The organism is Streptococcus sp. 27098_8_82 (assembly GCF_041431615.1).
GTDB classification, from domain to species: domain Bacteria; phylum Bacillota; class Bacilli; order Lactobacillales; family Streptococcaceae; genus Streptococcus; species Streptococcus sanguinis_K.
Genome location: NZ_JAPVYB010000001.1, coordinates 101,065 through 116,111 on the forward strand (window position 1 = coordinate 101,065; position 15,047 = coordinate 116,111).

General features: G+C 43.9%; 18 protein-coding genes. 15 read left to right on the forward strand and 3 right to left on the reverse strand.

From position 1 onward, the window contains the following. Positions 1-218: 218 nt before the first annotated feature. From O3627_RS00490 to O3627_RS00510, 5 genes are all read left to right on the forward strand, one after another. Positions 219-1,088, forward strand: a complete 870-nt coding sequence (locus O3627_RS00490; protein WP_002897070.1) for a branched-chain amino acid ABC transporter permease — start codon at positions 219-221, stop codon at positions 1,086-1,088. 3 nt (positions 1,089-1,091) lie between these two features. Next, a complete protein-coding gene (locus O3627_RS00495; RefSeq protein ID WP_049541903.1) occupies positions 1,092-2,045 on the forward strand; it encodes a branched-chain amino acid ABC transporter permease in 954 nt (317 codons plus the stop codon). Beyond that, positions 2,045-2,809, forward strand: coding sequence for an ABC transporter ATP-binding protein (locus O3627_RS00500; protein ID WP_009659152.1), 765 nt, complete (start codon positions 2,045-2,047; stop codon positions 2,807-2,809). The genes O3627_RS00495 and O3627_RS00500 overlap by 1 nt, the downstream gene beginning before the upstream one ends. Beyond that, positions 2,809-3,519: an ABC transporter ATP-binding protein gene (locus O3627_RS00505; RefSeq protein ID WP_002894681.1), complete on the forward strand. Its 711-nt coding sequence runs from the start codon at positions 2,809-2,811 to the stop codon at positions 3,517-3,519. Before O3627_RS00500 ends, O3627_RS00505 begins: the two co-directional genes overlap by 1 nt. A gap of 675 nt (positions 3,520-4,194) precedes the next feature. Beyond that, complete coding sequence (locus O3627_RS00510) at positions 4,195-4,851, forward strand: CBS domain-containing protein (RefSeq protein ID WP_002905931.1); 657 nt, start codon at positions 4,195-4,197, stop codon at positions 4,849-4,851. Positions 4,852-4,884: 33 nt separating this feature from the next. On the opposite strand, the gene O3627_RS00515 is transcribed toward O3627_RS00510, so the two are convergent. Further along, positions 4,885-5,772 carry a YitT family protein gene (locus O3627_RS00515; RefSeq protein ID WP_002923623.1) on the reverse strand — a complete coding sequence of 296 codons (888 nt, stop codon included), beginning with the start codon at positions 5,770-5,772 and terminating at the stop codon, positions 4,885-4,887. Positions 5,773-6,084: 312 nt separating this feature from the next. Here O3627_RS00515 and tmk point away from each other — a divergent pair, with 312 nt between their 5' ends. From tmk to nth, 8 genes are all read left to right on the forward strand, one after another. Then, positions 6,085-6,723 (forward strand): dTMP kinase, encoded by a 639-nt coding sequence (tmk, locus tag O3627_RS00520; RefSeq protein WP_343092036.1) that lies wholly within the window; start codon positions 6,085-6,087, stop codon positions 6,721-6,723. Further along, on the forward strand, positions 6,720-7,610 hold the full coding sequence (locus tag O3627_RS00525; protein ID WP_125382850.1) for a DNA polymerase III subunit delta': 891 nt from the start codon (positions 6,720-6,722) through the stop codon (positions 7,608-7,610). Before tmk ends, O3627_RS00525 begins: the two co-directional genes overlap by 4 nt. A gap of 24 nt (positions 7,611-7,634) precedes the next feature. Continuing rightward, on the forward strand, positions 7,635-7,952 hold the full coding sequence (gene yabA, locus O3627_RS00530; protein ID WP_002894690.1) for a DNA replication initiation control protein YabA: 318 nt from the start codon (positions 7,635-7,637) through the stop codon (positions 7,950-7,952). A 2-nt stretch (positions 7,953-7,954) separates the two neighbouring features. Then, entirely contained in the window at positions 7,955-8,821 is an 867-nt protein-coding gene (gene rsmI, locus O3627_RS00535; protein ID WP_125382849.1) for a 16S rRNA (cytidine(1402)-2'-O)-methyltransferase, read from the forward strand. A gap of 259 nt (positions 8,822-9,080) precedes the next feature. Further along, positions 9,081-10,172: a 3-phosphoserine/phosphohydroxythreonine transaminase gene (gene serC, locus O3627_RS00540; protein ID WP_060976688.1), complete on the forward strand. Its 1,092-nt coding sequence runs from the start codon at positions 9,081-9,083 to the stop codon at positions 10,170-10,172. A gap of 12 nt (positions 10,173-10,184) precedes the next feature. Further along, positions 10,185-11,360 carry a 3-phosphoglycerate dehydrogenase family protein gene (locus O3627_RS00545; protein WP_125382847.1) on the forward strand — a complete coding sequence of 392 codons (1,176 nt, stop codon included), beginning with the start codon at positions 10,185-10,187 and terminating at the stop codon, positions 11,358-11,360. Positions 11,361-11,484: 124 nt separating this feature from the next. Beyond that, complete coding sequence (locus O3627_RS00550) at positions 11,485-11,838, forward strand: arsenate reductase family protein (protein ID WP_125382846.1); 354 nt, start codon at positions 11,485-11,487, stop codon at positions 11,836-11,838. 94 nt (positions 11,839-11,932) lie between these two features. Beyond that, a complete protein-coding gene (gene nth / locus O3627_RS00555) occupies positions 11,933-12,562 on the forward strand; it encodes an endonuclease III (RefSeq protein ID WP_125382844.1) in 630 nt (209 codons plus the stop codon). A 27-nt stretch (positions 12,563-12,589) separates the two neighbouring features. On the opposite strand, the gene O3627_RS00560 is transcribed toward nth, so the two are convergent. Next, complete coding sequence (locus tag O3627_RS00560) at positions 12,590-12,976, reverse strand: VOC family protein (protein WP_002894702.1); 387 nt, start codon at positions 12,974-12,976, stop codon at positions 12,590-12,592. Positions 12,977-12,987: 11 nt separating this feature from the next. After that, positions 12,988-13,815: an exodeoxyribonuclease III gene (locus O3627_RS00565; protein ID WP_125351219.1), complete on the reverse strand. Its 828-nt coding sequence runs from the start codon at positions 13,813-13,815 to the stop codon at positions 12,988-12,990. Positions 13,816-13,955: 140 nt separating this feature from the next. Between O3627_RS00565 and O3627_RS00570 the strand changes: the two genes are divergently transcribed. Together O3627_RS00570 and O3627_RS00575 are read left to right on the forward strand one after the other, a co-directional pair. Beyond that, complete coding sequence (locus O3627_RS00570; RefSeq protein ID WP_125351218.1) at positions 13,956-14,411, forward strand: DUF3290 family protein; 456 nt, start codon at positions 13,956-13,958, stop codon at positions 14,409-14,411. Then, positions 14,408-15,040 carry a DUF421 domain-containing protein gene (locus O3627_RS00575; RefSeq protein ID WP_002920633.1) on the forward strand — a complete coding sequence of 211 codons (633 nt, stop codon included), beginning with the start codon at positions 14,408-14,410 and terminating at the stop codon, positions 15,038-15,040. The genes O3627_RS00570 and O3627_RS00575 overlap by 4 nt, the downstream gene beginning before the upstream one ends. Positions 15,041-15,047 lie beyond the last annotated feature (7 nt).

Here is a 15,047-nt window from a genome sequence, read left to right on the forward strand (position 1 = left end):
CTTTGACTTGTTTTCTATTTCTAGTTGCTTGAGCAAGTTAGTAGATGATTTCTTTCTTTATAAATCTACGGATTTGAAAGAGTATTGTTTTATAATCTATTCTTCTTCGTTTCTCAATCAACTATTATTCGTATTTTGGGAGTGGGATGATAAAATCACGACCTAGTCTGCTGATTTTTGTCCCATTCCTTATTTTATTATAGAAAGAGTGGTGTCTAATGCTCCAACAATTAGTCAACGGTCTAATCCTGGGTAGTGTTTATGCGCTTCTGGCTTTGGGTTATACCATGGTTTATGGGATTATTAAGCTGATTAACTTTGCCCACGGTGATATCTATATGATTGGTGCCTTTATGGGTTATTACTTGATTAATATCCTGAAGTTTAATTTCTTCCTTTCTCTCATTTTAGCGATGATTGGGACAGCGATTCTCGGTGTGGTTATTGAGTTTTTAGCCTATCGTCCTCTGCGAAATTCGACTCGGATTGCGGCTTTGATTACAGCCATTGGGGTCTCTTTTCTTCTTGAGTATGGCATGATTTTCTTTGTCGGTGCCAATACCCGTTCCTTCCCGCAGGTTATTAAAACAGTACGCTTTAACTTAGGACCGATTTCTATCTCAAATATTCAGTTGCTGATTTTGGGAATTTCGATTTTCCTCATGGTGGCTTTGCAGTTCATCGTGCAGAAGACAAAGATGGGTAAGGCTATGCGCGCTGTATCTGTAGATAGTGATGCTGCCCAGCTCATGGGAATCAATGTCAATCGGACAATCAGCTTCACCTTTGCTTTGGGATCAGCTCTTGCAGGAGCTGCTGGCGTCCTAATTGCCCTTTACTATAATTCATTGGAGCCTCTGATGGGAATGACTCCAGGGATTAAATCCTTTGTAGCAGCCGTTCTCGGTGGTATTGGAATCATTCCTGGTGCCGCGCTTGGTGGCTTTGTTATCGGTCTTTTGGAAACTTTTGCGACAGCGCTTGGACTATCTGATTTCCGTGATGCCATTGTCTATGCGATTTTGATTGTCATTCTTCTGATCCGTCCAGCTGGTATCCTCGGTAAAAATGTGAAAGAGAAGGTGTAAGGTATGAAAAAGAATTTAAAGGTAAATATTTTCTGGCTTGGCCTTGTCTTAATTGGCTACTTGTTGATGACAGTATTGGTTAGTGCCGGTGTTCTCAATGCTTTTTATATTCAAATCTTAGAGCAGATCGGGATTAATATTATTCTGGCTGTGGGGCTTAATCTCATCGTCGGATTCTCAGGTCAATTTTCTCTTGGCCATGCTGGTTTTATGGCAATCGGTGCCTACGCAGTAGCAATTATTGGCTCTAAATCGCCAACTTATGGAGCTTTCTTCATTGCTATGCTGCTAGGAGCTGTCATTGCTGGTATTGTGGCTTTGGCAGTTGGTTTGCCTACGCTTCGTCTTAAAGGGGACTATCTCGCGATTGCGACTCTTGGTGTCTCAGAGATTATCCGTATTCTGATTATTAATGGGGGTACTTTGACTAATGGGGCAGCTGGTATCCTATCCATTCCGCCCTTTACCTCTTGGCAGATGGTCTATATCTTTGTTGTTATCACAACTATTTTGACCTTGAATTTCCTGCGCAGTCCTATTGGCCGCAGTACTCTGTCAGTCCGTGAGGATGAGATTGCTGCCGAGTCTGTTGGGGTTAATACTACTAGAATCAAAGTGACAGCCTTTGTCTTGGGAGCTATCACGGCTTCTATTGCTGGCTCTCTTCAAGCTGGCTTCGTTGGTTCAGTTGTTCCTAAGGACTATTCTTTTACCAACACTATCAATATCTTGATTATTGTCGTTTTTGGTGGTCTAGGATCGATGACTGGAACCATTGTGGCTGCAGTAGTATTGGGAGTTCTCAATATGCTGCTGCAGGATGTATCCAGCATTCGGATGATTGTCTATTCTTTGGCTTTGATATTGGTCATGATTTTCCGTCCAGGCGGACTCTTAGGAACTTGGGAGCTGAGCTTGTCTAAGCTCTTCAAAAAGAATAAGGAGGTCAAAGAATAATGGCACTTCTTGATGTGAAAAATCTAACTAAAAACTTTGGTGGCTTGACTGCTGTTAGCGATGTGACCTTGGAACTCAACGAGGGCGAGCTGGTTGGTCTGATTGGCCCTAATGGTGCAGGAAAAACGACTCTTTTCAACCTCCTAACCGGTGTTTATGAGCCTAGTGAAGGGACAGTGACACTAGATGGTCATTTGCTCAATGGTAAGGTACCTTACAAGATTGCTTCTTTAGGGCTAGGGCGGACCTTCCAGAACATCCGGCTCTTTAAGGACCTTAGTGTTTTGGATAATGTTCTGATCGCCTTTGGTAATCATCATAAGGCTCATGTGTTGGCTTCTTTCCTCCGCCTGCCAGCTTACTACAAAAACGAAGAAGAACTCAAAGCTAAGGCTTTGGAGTTGCTGAAAATTTTTGACTTGGACAAGGAAGCAGAAACCTTGGCTAAGAACTTAGCTTATGGTCAGCAGCGCCGCTTGGAGATTGTTCGGGCCTTGGCAACGGAGCCAAAGATCCTCTTCTTGGATGAGCCGGCTGCAGGAATGAATCCTCAGGAGACAGCAGAGCTGACTGCATTGATTCGACGGATTAAAAACGAATTTAACATTACTATCATGCTGATTGAGCATGACATGAGTCTGGTAATGGAAGTCACTGAGCGAATCTATGTGTTGGAGTACGGCCGCATGATTGCGCACGGAACACCTGATGAAATCAAGAATGACAAACGCGTTATTGAAGCTTATCTAGGAGGTGAAGCCTAATGTCCATGCTTAAAGTTGAGAATCTCTCTGTCCATTATGGCATGATTCAGGCTGTCCGTGATGTCAGCTTTGAAGTAAACGAAGGAGAAGTCGTTTCCCTGATTGGTGCCAATGGCGCTGGGAAAACGACCATTCTCCGCACGATTTCAGGCTTGGTTCGTCCAAGTGCTGGTAAAATTGAATTTGTAGGCAATGAAATTCAAAAAGTTCCTGCTCAAAAAATCGTAGCAGCTGGACTTTCGCAAGTACCAGAAGGACGTCATGTCTTTCCAGGTTTGACCGTTTTGGAAAATTTGGAAATGGGCGCCTTTCTCAAAACAAATCGAGAAGAAAATCAAGCTAATCTCAAAAAGGTCTTCTCTCGTTTCCCACGCTTGGAAGAGCGTAAAAACCAAGATGCTGCAACCCTTTCAGGTGGTGAGCAGCAGATGCTGGCTATGGGACGGGCTCTGATGTCTACACCTAAGCTTTTGCTCTTGGATGAGCCTTCTATGGGCTTGGCGCCAATCTTTATCCAGGAAATCTTCGATATTATCCAAGATATCCAGCGGCAAGGCACAACAGTTCTTTTGATTGAGCAAAATGCAAACAAGGCTCTCTCTATCGCTGACCGAGGTTATGTCCTTGAAACAGGTAAAATTGTTCTGTCTGGAACAGGCCAAGAGCTCCTCGCTTCTGACGAAGTCCGCAAAGCATATCTAGGTGGCTGAAACAATCCGGGGGATTGTTTCAGGTTGCAAATGGGAACTCGCGGCAGCGAGTTTTCTTTACAATGTCTGGGAGACATTTTTAGGTTGTTGATAGAAAGTTATGGTAGTAACTTAACATTTTGAAAAGGTCCAATGGACCTTTTTAAGTTGCAGATAAAGAAAACAAGGTTTTCGTCAAGATGCCCGGTGGACTGTTTCAGGTTGCAGATGAGAATTCGCGAGAGCGAGTTTTCTTCAAAATGTCTGGGAGACATTTTTAGGTTGTTGATAGAAAGTTACGGTAGTAACTTAACATTTAGAAAAGGTCCAATGGACCTTTTTAAGTTGCAGATAAAGAAAACAAGGTTTTCGTCAAGATGCCCGGTGGATTGTTTCAGGTTGCAAATAGGAACTCGCGGTAGCGAGTTTTCTTTAAAATGTCTGGGAGACATTTTTAGGTTGTTGATAGAAAGTTACGATAGTAACTTAACATTTTGAAAAGGTCCAATGGACCTTTTTCTTATCTTAGATGCTTAAAATAGTTTAGCTAGCCATTTTCTATCTTCAATTTTTCCAATCGCGAGATTTTTCTAAATTTTGAAAACTTAGGCAAAGGCCTTGGAAGCGTTTGAAATCAGCTTCAAAATAAAGTATAATAAGTATAAGAATTATGGATAGGAAGTAGAGGGAACTTTTATGGCAGTTAAAGATTTTATGACGCGTAAGGTGGTTTATATCAGCCCAAATACAACGATTGCTCATGCGGCAGATATGATGCGTGAGCAAAAACTCCACCGTCTGCCAGTGATTGAGAATGACCAATTAGTGGGACTGGTGACAGAAGGAACGATTGCAGAAGCTAGTCCATCTAAGGCAACGAGTCTGTCCATTTATGAGATGAACTATCTTCTCAACAAAACAAAAGTTGGTGATGTTATGATTCGTGATGTGGTCACAATTTCTCAGTTTGCTAGCTTGGAAGATGCGACCTATCTGATGCTGAAAAATAAGATTGGTATCCTGCCTGTCGTGGACAATGAGCAACTTTACGGTGTTATTACTGACCGTGACATTTTCAAGGCCTTCTTAGAAGTGTCTGGCTATGGTGAAGAGGGAGTCCGTCTGCGCTTTGTCACTGAGAATAAGGTGGGGGTTCTTGAGCAGATAATCCGTCTTCTGGTGGAAGAAAATCTCAACATCTCCAATACCGTCAATATCCCACGCAAGGATGGCAAAGTCGTCATTGAAGTACAGTTAGCTGGTAATATAGATACAGCTCTTCTCAAGAAAAAATTTGAAGAGCATGCGATTGAGCTAGCTGAGATTACACATACTTCTGCAAAAGCTTTATAAGCGATAAAAAAACCTCATCATTAGATGAGGTTTTTAACGTACAATAGGTTGTTTGTTGGCATCTAAAGTGAAGCCTTCACCCAAAATCTCATGGGCTTCGGTAATAGTAGTAAAGGCAAATGGATCGACTTGGTTAATGAGTTTCTTCATCTGCTGCATTTCATTACGGGAAACAACACAGTAGACAATCTGGAGATCCTGCTTGCTATAGAAGCCTTGGCCCTTGAGGAAGGTCACTCCACGATCTAGCTTGTTATTGATAGCTTCAGCAAGTTCTGCCGGTTTGCTGGTAACAATAAGGAATCCCTTGCCGGCAAAGCCTCCTTCTGCAATCAGGTCAATGACGCGCGAGGTGATAAAGACAAACATTAGGGTATAAGACACCATGCGTAGGTCTTTGAAAACAAGGAGAACCAAGGTAATGACTACAAAATCAACAGTCAGCATGAGTTTGCCCATGGAAATGCTCGTATATTTATTAAAGATGCGGGCTACAATATCAGTACCGCCAGTTGTTCCACCAGCATTGAAGATGATGCCCAGTCCAATCCCCAAAACAATCCCTGTTCCAAGACAAGCTAGTAAAACATCCCCGTCCAGAGCTGAGAGGAAATAGTCTTGCAGGTGTTTGGAGGCAGGTAGGATTTCAAAAATCTTGAGCCAAGCAGACACGGAGAAGGTCCCCAGAATGCTGAGATAGAGGGTTCGTGAGCCTAGTAGTTTCCAAGCAATAATAAAGAGAGGAATGTTAATAATCAGGTTGGTCGTCGAGACAGGGATTTTAAATAGATAGTAGGCAATCAAGGTCAGACCTGTCGCGCCACCTTCATATAAGTGAAAGGGAATGACCAAATAATGAATCCCAAAAGAAAAAATTCCAGCCCCAAAAATGATGGCCAGTACGTTTTTTAATTTAAACATAACATCCTCCTAAATCTATTTCCAGAAATTTATTCTGAATATATTTTACCAAAAATTTAGCCTTTGTGAAACACTTTGAAAAAATTTTTAAAGTCTTTTCTTATGATGGGCTTTTAGCTTTTTTTTTGGTAAAATAAACAATAGATAAAAAAGAGTGGGATGAAAATAATAAGTCGACGGAGTCGGCTCTTATCAGGTTGCTCAGCAATGTGGACGAACTCTGAAAAGTAGCTTATATAAAGCTTTGGAGCAATTCGCATCTGCATTTTCTTATAAAAATAAAAAAATAGAAGTTAGAGATTAAAAGTAAAGATGAAAAATGGTATTTTGATTTCGCTAGAAGGTCCAGAAGGGGCTGGAAAGTCGAGTGTGTTGGAAGCCTTGCTTCCTTTTTTGAAAAATTATGGCACTGGTCTTATTACGACGCGGGAGCCGGGCGGCGTCCAGATTGCGGAGGCCATTCGCGAAGTGATTTTGGAACCTAGCCATACGGCTATGGATGCTAAGACTGAGCTCTTGCTGTACATTGCCAGCCGCCGCCAGCACTTGGCTGAGCGGGTTTTGCCAGCATTGGCGCAAGGGAAAATCGTCTTGATGGACCGTTTTATCGATAGTTCAGTTGCCTATCAGGGCTACGGACGGGGTCTGGATGTGGCAGATATTGAATGGCTCAATCAGTTTGCGACAGATGGACTCAAGCCTGATTTGACCCTCTATTTTGATATTGATGTGGAAGAAGGGCTGGCGCGGATTGCTAGGAGCGAGAGCCGAGAGGTGAATCGGCTTGATCTGGAAGGTTTGGACTTGCATGAGCGGGTTCGGCAGGGCTATTTGGCGATTCTTGACAAGGAGCCCGAGCGCTTTGTCAAGGTGGATGCCAGTCAACCTTTGGATAAGGTAGTGGCTGATAGTTTGGCCATCATTCAGGAACGATTTGGGAATCCGTCATGAAGATAAAAGAGTTACAGCAAAGCCAGCCCAGCTTATTTGAGCAGTTTCAGCATATTCTGGAACAGGGGCGGCTAAGCCATGCCTACTTGTTTACCGGAGCTTTTGGCAGTTTTGAAATGGCCCAAATCCTGTCCCAAAGTCTCTTTTGCGAGAATAAGCAAGGCGTCTGGCCTTGTCAGTCCTGTCGTCCTTGCCGTTTGATTGCTGAAGAAGATTTTTCTGATGTAACGGTGGTGCGACCGGTTAATAACATTATCAAAACTGACCGAGTTCGGGAGCTGGTCCGAAACTTCTCTCAAAGTGGCTTGGAAGGCAGTCGGCAGGTTTTCATTATCTGCGATGCGGATCGGATGCACGTCAATGCAGCCAATTCCTTGCTCAAAGTCATTGAGGAACCGCAGAGTGAGATTTATATCTTTCTTCTGACTGCTGATGAACAGCTGATCCTGCCGACGATTCGAAGTCGGACTCAGGTTTATCATTTCTTGAAAAATACAGCTGCTCTGCAGCACAGTTTGGAACAGGATGGCTTGATTAAAAGTCGAGCAGAGCTACTAGCTGCTTATAGTCAGACTCAGTCAGAAGCGGAAAGCTTGGCTCATAATAACGCCTTTTTTGAATTAGTCAGCGAATGCGAGCGCTTTGTCAAGGATTTTCAGACTCGCTCTAGTCAGGCATTTCTGCAGGTTTCGCGTCTAGCAAAGCTGGCTGATGATAAGGAGAAGCAGGAACAGGTCTTCAAGCTCTTGGAAGTGTTATTTTATAAAGAGATAGCAACAGAAAACGGTCGACAGGCCTTGGAGCAGCTTTTGCTGGCTCGGAAGATGTGGCGGGCTAATGTATCTTTTCAAAACGCTTTAGAATATATGACTTTGAAGGGAAAGTAAAAAGAGGCAGCATAGGAGTATAAAATGGATAAAAAAGACTTATTTGACGCCTTGGATGATTTTTCACAGACGCTTTTAGTGACCCTTGCTGAGGTGGAGGCTGTCAAGAAAAATCTCAAGAGTGTGGTAGAGGAAAATATTGCTCTGCATCTAGAAAATGACAAGCTGAGGGAGCGCTTGGGAGAGGTGGAGAAGGAAGCTCCGACCAAGACCAAGAAAAACCGGGATAATTTGCGCAAGCTTTATTATGACGGCTTTCATGTCTGTACGGATTTCTATGGCCAGCGCCGAGAGAATGACGCAGAGTGCATGTTCTGCGATGAATTGTTATTTAGGGAGTAGCGATGCAGGTTCAAAAAAGTTTTAAGGGCGAAACTGCCTACGGCAAGCTTTATCTGGTCGCGACTCCTATCGGCAATCTGGATGATATGAGCATCCGTATGGTCAATACCTTGAAAGAGGTTGACAGGATTGCGGCTGAAGATACGAGAAATACGGGCCTTCTGCTCAAGCATTTTGGGATTGAGACTAAGCAGATCAGTTTTCATGAGCACAATGCCAAGGAGAAAATTCCAGTTCTCTTGGACATGCTTCAAAGTGGAAATGATATAGCTCAGGTTTCGGATGCTGGTCTGCCCAGTATTTCTGATCCTGGACATGATTTGGTTCAGGCAGCGCTAGAAGCTGGAATTACTGTAGTGCCGATTCCTGGCCCTAGTGCTGGAATAACAGCCTTGATTGCTAGCGGATTGGCTCCCCAACCGCATATTTTCTATGGCTTTCTTCCTAGAAAAGCTGGCCAGCAGAAGGAATTTTTCACTAGCAAAAAATCCTATCCTGAGACTCAGATTTTCTACGAATCCCCTCATCGAGTTCGGGCTACGTTGGAAAATATGCTGGCAGTTTATGGTGACCGACAAGTCGTTTTGGTGCGTGAGTTGACTAAGATTCACGAGGAGTATCAGCGAGGGCTGATTTCAGAGCTGTTGGCCTATACAGCAGAACATCCGCCTAAAGGAGAGTGTCTCTTGATTGCAGCTGGGGCGGAAGAAGATGCTCTTCAAGACATATCTCAAGAGCAGATCCTAGCTGAGATTGATCTTTTAGTTGAAGCTGGGAGCAAAAAAAATCAGGCCATCAAGGAAGTGGCCAAGAAATACGGCAGGAACAAGAGCGAGCTCTATGCGGTGTATCATGAAAATAAGGATTGATAGAAGCTCAGAAATTTCTCAATACAACCAGTAGTCTCTTTTAGAATTGGAAAAAGCGTAACTCAGCTTTTTAGTAAGACTATTTAATCCTGACTTAAACTCAGGATTTTTTTGTTAGCTAGATTAGACAGCAGATTTCGTTTGTCCATAAATTAATAATGTTCGGGAATTGGCTAAAAAAGTGCTAGATTTCTGAAATAAAATAGATATTTTCTAAACTTTGTGATATGATATACAAAATAAATTTTGGAGGTAGGATATGACGATTTACAATTTTTCTGCTGGACCGGCAGTATTGCCCAAGGAAGTCTTGAAAAAAGCTCAGGCTGAGTTTTTAGACTATGCCCAAAGTGGCATGAGTGTGATGGAGCTGTCCCACCGATCCAAGGAATTTGACGATATTATCAAAGAAGCTGAGAGCTTGCTGCGTGAGCTCATGGATATTCCGGACAATTACCGCGTCCTCTTTCTGCAGGGGGGAGCTTCTACCCAGTTTAGTATGATTCCCCTTAATCTAGCCCAAGGCGGCAAGGCCTACTACCTAGTGGCTGGATCTTGGGGAAAGAAAGCTTACACTGAAGCAGTCAAGCTGTCTAAGTTCATTCCATTTGAGCCTATTCTTTTGGCTTCGTCAGAGGATTTAAATTACACGGAAATTCCTTCTTTTGATGAAAAGGATATTGATCCGCAGGCGGCTTATGTGCATCTGACAACCAATAATACCATCGAAGGAACGGCTATTTATGACCTTCCTGCGACTAATGGCGTGCCGATTGTGGCGGACATGTCTTCTAATATCCTGGCTGCTCAATACCGAGTAGAGGATTTCGGTTTGATTTATGCTGGGGCTCAGAAGAATATCGGACCTGCTGGCGTGACAGTTGTCATCATCCGAGAAGACTTGCTGGATGACGAACCAGTTCTATCTAGCATGTTGGATTACCGCATTCAGGCGGACAATGGCTCTCTTTACAATACACCACCGACTTTTGCCATCTATATGGCCAAACTGGTCTTTGAGTGGGTTAAGGAGCTAGGTGGCGTAGCAGAAATGGAAAAGCGTAATCGTGAAAAATCTGGCCTTTTGTACGACTTCATTGAGCAGTCAGACTTTTACCGCAGTCCAGTCCGTTATAAGGAGCAGCGCTCAGTCGCCAATATTCCCTTTGTGTCTCCTAGCCAAGAGCTGGACGCCAAATTTAACAAAGAGGCTGCAGCAGCGGGATTCAAGAATATCAAGGGGCACCGCAGCGTAGGCGGCATGAGAGCTAGTCTCTACAATGCTTTTCCGCTCCAAGGTGTCAAGGACTTGATTGCCTTTATGCAGAAATTTGAAGAAGAAAATTCTTAAGAGAGGGAAACTATGGTCTTTAGTGTCAAAACCTTTAATAATATCAATCAAATCGGACTTAAGGAGCTGGGCAATACTTTTCAGATTGACGGAGATAAGTCTGACAATCCGGATGCTTATATCCTGCGCAGTCAAAACCTGCATGGACAGGAATTTCCAAGCAAGCTCAAAGCTATTGCGCGGGCAGGCGCAGGAACCAATAATATTCCTGTCGACCAGGCAACGGCTCAGGGAATTGTGGTCTTCAACACGCCAGGAGCTAATGCCAATGCGGTGAAAGAAGCAGTCTTGGCTTCCATTCTCCTGTCTGCGCGTGACTATATCGCAGCTAACAGTTGGGCTAACGGCCTTTCTGGAGATGATGTTCCCAAGCAAGTGGAAGCTGGTAAGAAGCAGTTTGCTGGGACAGAGATTGCAGAGAAGACTTTGGGAGTCATTGGGTTAGGAGCTATCGGCGGCCGTATTGCTAACGATGCCTATCGGCTGGGGATGAACGTCTTAGGCTATGATCCTTATGTATCCATTGAAACGGCTTGGAATATCTCTAGCCATGTCAAGCGGGTAGCAGACATTAAGGAAATCTTTGAGAAGAGTGATTATATCACTATTCATGTGCCCCTGACTGAGGATACACGAGCTACTTTTGATCAGGCTGCTTTTGGTCTCATGCAAAAAGGAACGACTCTTATCAACTTTGCCCGCGGCGAGCTGGTGGACAACGCTGCCCTCTTTGAAGCCTTGGAAGCAGGTGTTATCAAGCGCTATATCACAGACTTTGGTGTAGATGAGCTGCTCCGTCATCCGCAGATTACAGTCTTTCCGCATCTGGGCGGATCGACCGAAGAAGCTGAGCTCAACTGTGCCATTATGGCTGGGAAAACCATTCGACGCTTCATGGAAACAGGCGAGATTATCAACTCAGTGAATTTCCCTAATGTCCGTCAGGCTCTCTCAGCGCCTTATCGGATTACCCTGATTAACAAAAATGTACCGAATATTGTGGCTCGGATTTCAACAGCTGTTAGTGACTTGAATATCAATATCGACAATATCATCAATCGTTCCAAGGGTGATTATGCTTATACCTTGCTGGATCTGGATGAGTCGGATGAAAGCAAGATTCAGGACTTGGTTGATAAATTTGAGAATAGCGACAATATTGTGCGCGTGCGTTTAATCAAAAAATAGAGGTGTTTCTTCATGGAATGCGTCTGTGCCTGCCGATGAGCCTTTCGCTTGTCGGCTTTTTCTAATAAGTCTCGGCTTGACAAGAAGGAGCTAGCTGGGCTATCATAGGGACGGAGGAAAAACAATGTTACAATTTATCGAATACCCAAAATGCTCTACCTGCCGCAAGGCCAAAGCTGAGCTCAATCAATTAGGAGTGGACTTTGAAGCAGTAGATATTGTCCAAAATACACCTAGCCGAGACCAGCTCCTAGACTGGATCCAGAACTCGAGCTTTGAGCTCAAGACTTTTTTCAATACCAGCGGTCTCAAATATCGTGAACTGGGTCTCAAAGAAAAAGTTCCGCATTTGACAGCCCAGGAAGCTGCAGATTTATTATCGACAGACGGCATGCTGATTAAACGACCGCTCTTGGTTCGAGATAACCAAATCTTGCAGATTGGCTACCGGAAGGCGTATGGAGAGTTAGGTTTGTAAAGTATTAAGAACAGCTGCTTTCTCAATCAAGTTTTTTGGATGCTTCTTCCTTTCATGATATAATAAATCTATCTCAATCTTAGAAAGAAGAATCATGGTTTTATCAAAAAAACGGGCTCGTCATGTCATTGAAGAGATTATTGCTCTTTTCCCTGACGCCAAGCCCAGTCTGGATTTTCGCAATCACTTTGAGCTTTTGGTAGCGGTCATGCTGTCGGCTCAGACGACAGATGCTGCGGTCAATAAGGCAACGCAAGCTCTGTTTGAAGCCTATCCAAGTCCGCAGGACATGGCTGCGGCTGGTGAAGCAGACATTGCCAAATACATCTCTCGTCTGGGTCTCTATCGAAACAAGGCTAAATTTTTGAAGAAATGCGCCCAGCAGCTTTTAGACGACTTTGATGGCCAAGTACCACAAAAGCGGGCGGAATTGGAAAGTCTAGCTGGTGTTGGTCGCAAGACGGCCAATGTAGTCATGAGTGTGGGCTTTGGCATTCCAGCCTTTGCTGTTGATACTCATGTGGAGCGCATCTGCAAGCACCATAATATCGTTAAAAAGTCGGCAACGCCACTGGAAGTAGAAAAGCGAGTTATGGATGTCCTTCCACCGGAACGTTGGCTGCCAGCCCATCAGGCCATGATTTACTTTGGACGTGCCATCTGCCATCCTAAAAATCCCGAGTGCGATCACTATCCGCAACTCTATAACTTTAAAGACATTTAAAAAGCGAGGTCTGATGACTTCGCTTTCTTATTCACTAAATCTTAAAAAATAACCATCTGGATCCAAAATCGCAAATTCATGGGGATAAATAAAGCTATCTCCCACTCGAAATTCTCTTTTCGTCAGAGGACGATGGATGGGATAGTCAGCTTCCAGTAGTTTTTGGTGGAGCTGAGGGACATCTTCAATGCCAAAGGAAATATTGACACCGCGCCCGAAAGGATAGGTTAGTTGGGCTAATTCTTCTACGCTGCCTTCTTCTAGCATAAGTTGGCAGTCTTCAAGTGAGAGGAAGAGAAATTTCTCCTCTGGACGCTCATATTGGACAGAGAATCCCAGCAAGTCGCAGTAGAAGTGGCGCGACTTTTCGATGTTGGATACCACAAATTCGGGAATGACAGCTTGATAGTCCATTCGTTTTCTCCTTAGAGCTCAATCTCCATGACAATCGGTGTGTGGTCTTGGCGCGCACCGGAGTCAATCATATCAGACTTGGTCACCTTGTCAGCTACACGGTTGCTTGTCAGCCAGTAGTCGATTCTCCAGCCTGTGTTGTTGATTTTAGAAGTCTTGCTACGCTGCGCCCACCAAGTGTATTGGTTAGGGATATCGCCGTGTAAGTGGCGGAAGGTATCGGTGAAGCCTTTAGCCAGCAGGTTGGTGAAGCCAGCGCGCTCTTCGTCAGTAAAGCCTGGTGAACGGCGGTTGCTGGCTGGATTGGCCAAGTCAATTTCCTTGTGGGCCACATTGTAGTCGCCAGTAGCGAGGACTGGTTTTTGTTGATCTAGTGTTGCCAAGTATTCAGCGTATTTGGCATCCCAGACTTGACGGTCATCCAAGCGTTTGAGTCCATCGCCAGCATTAGGCGTATAAACTTGAGTGACAAAGAAACCGTCAAATTCCAGCGTAATGATGCGACCTTCAACATCCATGGTTGACGGAGCGCCAATTTCTGGGAAGGTTACAGTTGGTGTCAGTTCTTTTTTGTAGAGGAACATGGTTCCCGCATAGCCTTTGCGGGCCGGCTCTTGGGAGGAGCGCCAAGTATTTTCATAATCTGGGAAAAGATTTGTCAAAATCTCCAAGTGCTTTTTCGTAGGACCAGTCGCAGACAGTTTTGTTTCCTGAATGGCGATGATATCTGCATCTTCTGCTTGCAAGGTCTGAAGAACAGCTTGCGAGAGCTGAGCTCGGGCAGAATCACTGGTCAATGCAGCGTTGAGAGAGTCAATGTTCCAAGAGATGAGTTTCATAAAATTTCCTTTTCTAGTAGAAGTTTACTGAGTTTATTATAACAAAATTTAGGAATGATTTATAGCAAAGTGACTGCAAGGGGCTTGAAAAAGTAGGAAAGATTTTCTATAATAGAGCGAGTAAAAATAGGGGGAAAGCCATGAAATTCTATTCTTATGATTATGTTTTGAGTCAGATTAGCCAGCAAAACTGGGTGACAGTTGCGCTTTCTGTCTTGCTGCTGCTTGTGACAGGTTTTTTTGCTTTTAAGGCCTATCGCAATAAGCGTGATTCAAAATTTCGGGAACTAGCCATTATTTCCGTTTTGGCCTTGGTGGCTATGGTCTTGATTGGCATTAGCAATTTTCAGACTGACCAAGACTCTAACAACCAGTTTCAAACCTCTCTTCATTTTATCGAGGTCATTTCAAAAGACTTGGGCGTCGATAAGTCAGAAGTTTATGTCAATACTTCAGCTGCGACGGATGGAGCGATTTTGAAGGTCGGAAAGAACTTTTATCGGGCTATGAGCGGCAGTGAGCCAGATAAATATCTGCTTGAAAAAATTGACTTGCATAAGACGACAGATATAGAAATAGTGGAGGTTGAAAAATGACATTGAATTTTCTTGAAATCCTAATTAAACTAGCGCTGGGGCTTTTCTCACTCGTTTTTGTCATCAACGTGACGGGAAAAGGCAATCTGGCGCCCAATTCAGCGATTGACCAGATTCAAAACTATGTTCTGGGTGGCATTATCGGTGGGGTCATTTATAATAGCTCTATTAATATTCTTCAGTATGCAGTTATTCTCATCATGTGGACTATCTTGGTCTTGACCCTAAAGTGGCTCAATAACAATGTCCGTGCGGTTAAGCATTTGATTGATGGCAAGCCGACAACGTTGATTCAGCATGGAGAACTGAGTCCCGAAGCCTGCCGTTCTGTTGGTCTTTCAGCAGCAGATGTAGCTTTGAAGCTGCGCAGCCAAGGTATTTTCCAGCTCAAGCAGGTCAAACGGGCGGTTATAGAGCAAAACGGCCAGCTGATTATTGTACAGGCTGGTGAAGAGAATCCTAAATATCCCCTTATCACAGATGGTGTTGTCCAAATTGATATTCTGGAGTCTATTGATAAAACAGAAGAGTGGCTGGTGGAGAGACTAGCTAAAGATGGTTATACTGATATTTCTAACATCTTCATCGCAGAATACGAAAGCGGCAACTTGAATGTTGTGACCTATTAAACCTAGA

What these genes read in the sequence shown, in the direction of transcription:
- O3627_RS00490 (WP_002897070.1), top strand. Translation starts at nt 219, where the DNA reads ATGCTCCAACAATTAGTCAACGGTCTAATCCTGGGTAGTGTTTATGCG.
- O3627_RS00495 (WP_049541903.1), top strand. Translation starts at nt 1,092, where the DNA reads ATGAAAAAGAATTTAAAGGTAAATATTTTCTGGCTTGGCCTTGTCTTA.
- O3627_RS00500 (WP_009659152.1), top strand. Translation starts at nt 2,045, where the DNA reads ATGGCACTTCTTGATGTGAAAAATCTAACTAAAAACTTTGGTGGCTTG.
- O3627_RS00505 (WP_002894681.1), top strand. Translation starts at nt 2,809, where the DNA reads ATGTCCATGCTTAAAGTTGAGAATCTCTCTGTCCATTATGGCATGATT.
- O3627_RS00510 (WP_002905931.1), top strand. Translation starts at nt 4,195, where the DNA reads ATGGCAGTTAAAGATTTTATGACGCGTAAGGTGGTTTATATCAGCCCA.
- O3627_RS00515 (WP_002923623.1), bottom strand. Translation starts at nt 5,772, where the DNA reads ATGTTTAAATTAAAAAACGTACTGGCCATCATTTTTGGGGCTGGAATT.
- tmk (WP_343092036.1), top strand. Translation starts at nt 6,085, where the DNA reads ATGAAAAATGGTATTTTGATTTCGCTAGAAGGTCCAGAAGGGGCTGGA.
- O3627_RS00525 (WP_125382850.1), top strand. Translation starts at nt 6,720, where the DNA reads ATGAAGATAAAAGAGTTACAGCAAAGCCAGCCCAGCTTATTTGAGCAG.
- yabA (WP_002894690.1), top strand. Translation starts at nt 7,635, where the DNA reads ATGGATAAAAAAGACTTATTTGACGCCTTGGATGATTTTTCACAGACG.
- rsmI (WP_125382849.1), top strand. Translation starts at nt 7,955, where the DNA reads ATGCAGGTTCAAAAAAGTTTTAAGGGCGAAACTGCCTACGGCAAGCTT.
- serC (WP_060976688.1), top strand. Translation starts at nt 9,081, where the DNA reads ATGACGATTTACAATTTTTCTGCTGGACCGGCAGTATTGCCCAAGGAA.
- O3627_RS00545 (WP_125382847.1), top strand. Translation starts at nt 10,185, where the DNA reads ATGGTCTTTAGTGTCAAAACCTTTAATAATATCAATCAAATCGGACTT.
- O3627_RS00550 (WP_125382846.1), top strand. Translation starts at nt 11,485, where the DNA reads ATGTTACAATTTATCGAATACCCAAAATGCTCTACCTGCCGCAAGGCC.
- nth (WP_125382844.1), top strand. Translation starts at nt 11,933, where the DNA reads ATGGTTTTATCAAAAAAACGGGCTCGTCATGTCATTGAAGAGATTATT.
- O3627_RS00560 (WP_002894702.1), bottom strand. Translation starts at nt 12,976, where the DNA reads ATGGACTATCAAGCTGTCATTCCCGAATTTGTGGTATCCAACATCGAA.
- O3627_RS00565 (WP_125351219.1), bottom strand. Translation starts at nt 13,815, where the DNA reads ATGAAACTCATCTCTTGGAACATTGACTCTCTCAACGCTGCATTGACC.
- O3627_RS00570 (WP_125351218.1), top strand. Translation starts at nt 13,956, where the DNA reads ATGAAATTCTATTCTTATGATTATGTTTTGAGTCAGATTAGCCAGCAA.
- O3627_RS00575 (WP_002920633.1), top strand. Translation starts at nt 14,408, where the DNA reads ATGACATTGAATTTTCTTGAAATCCTAATTAAACTAGCGCTGGGGCTT.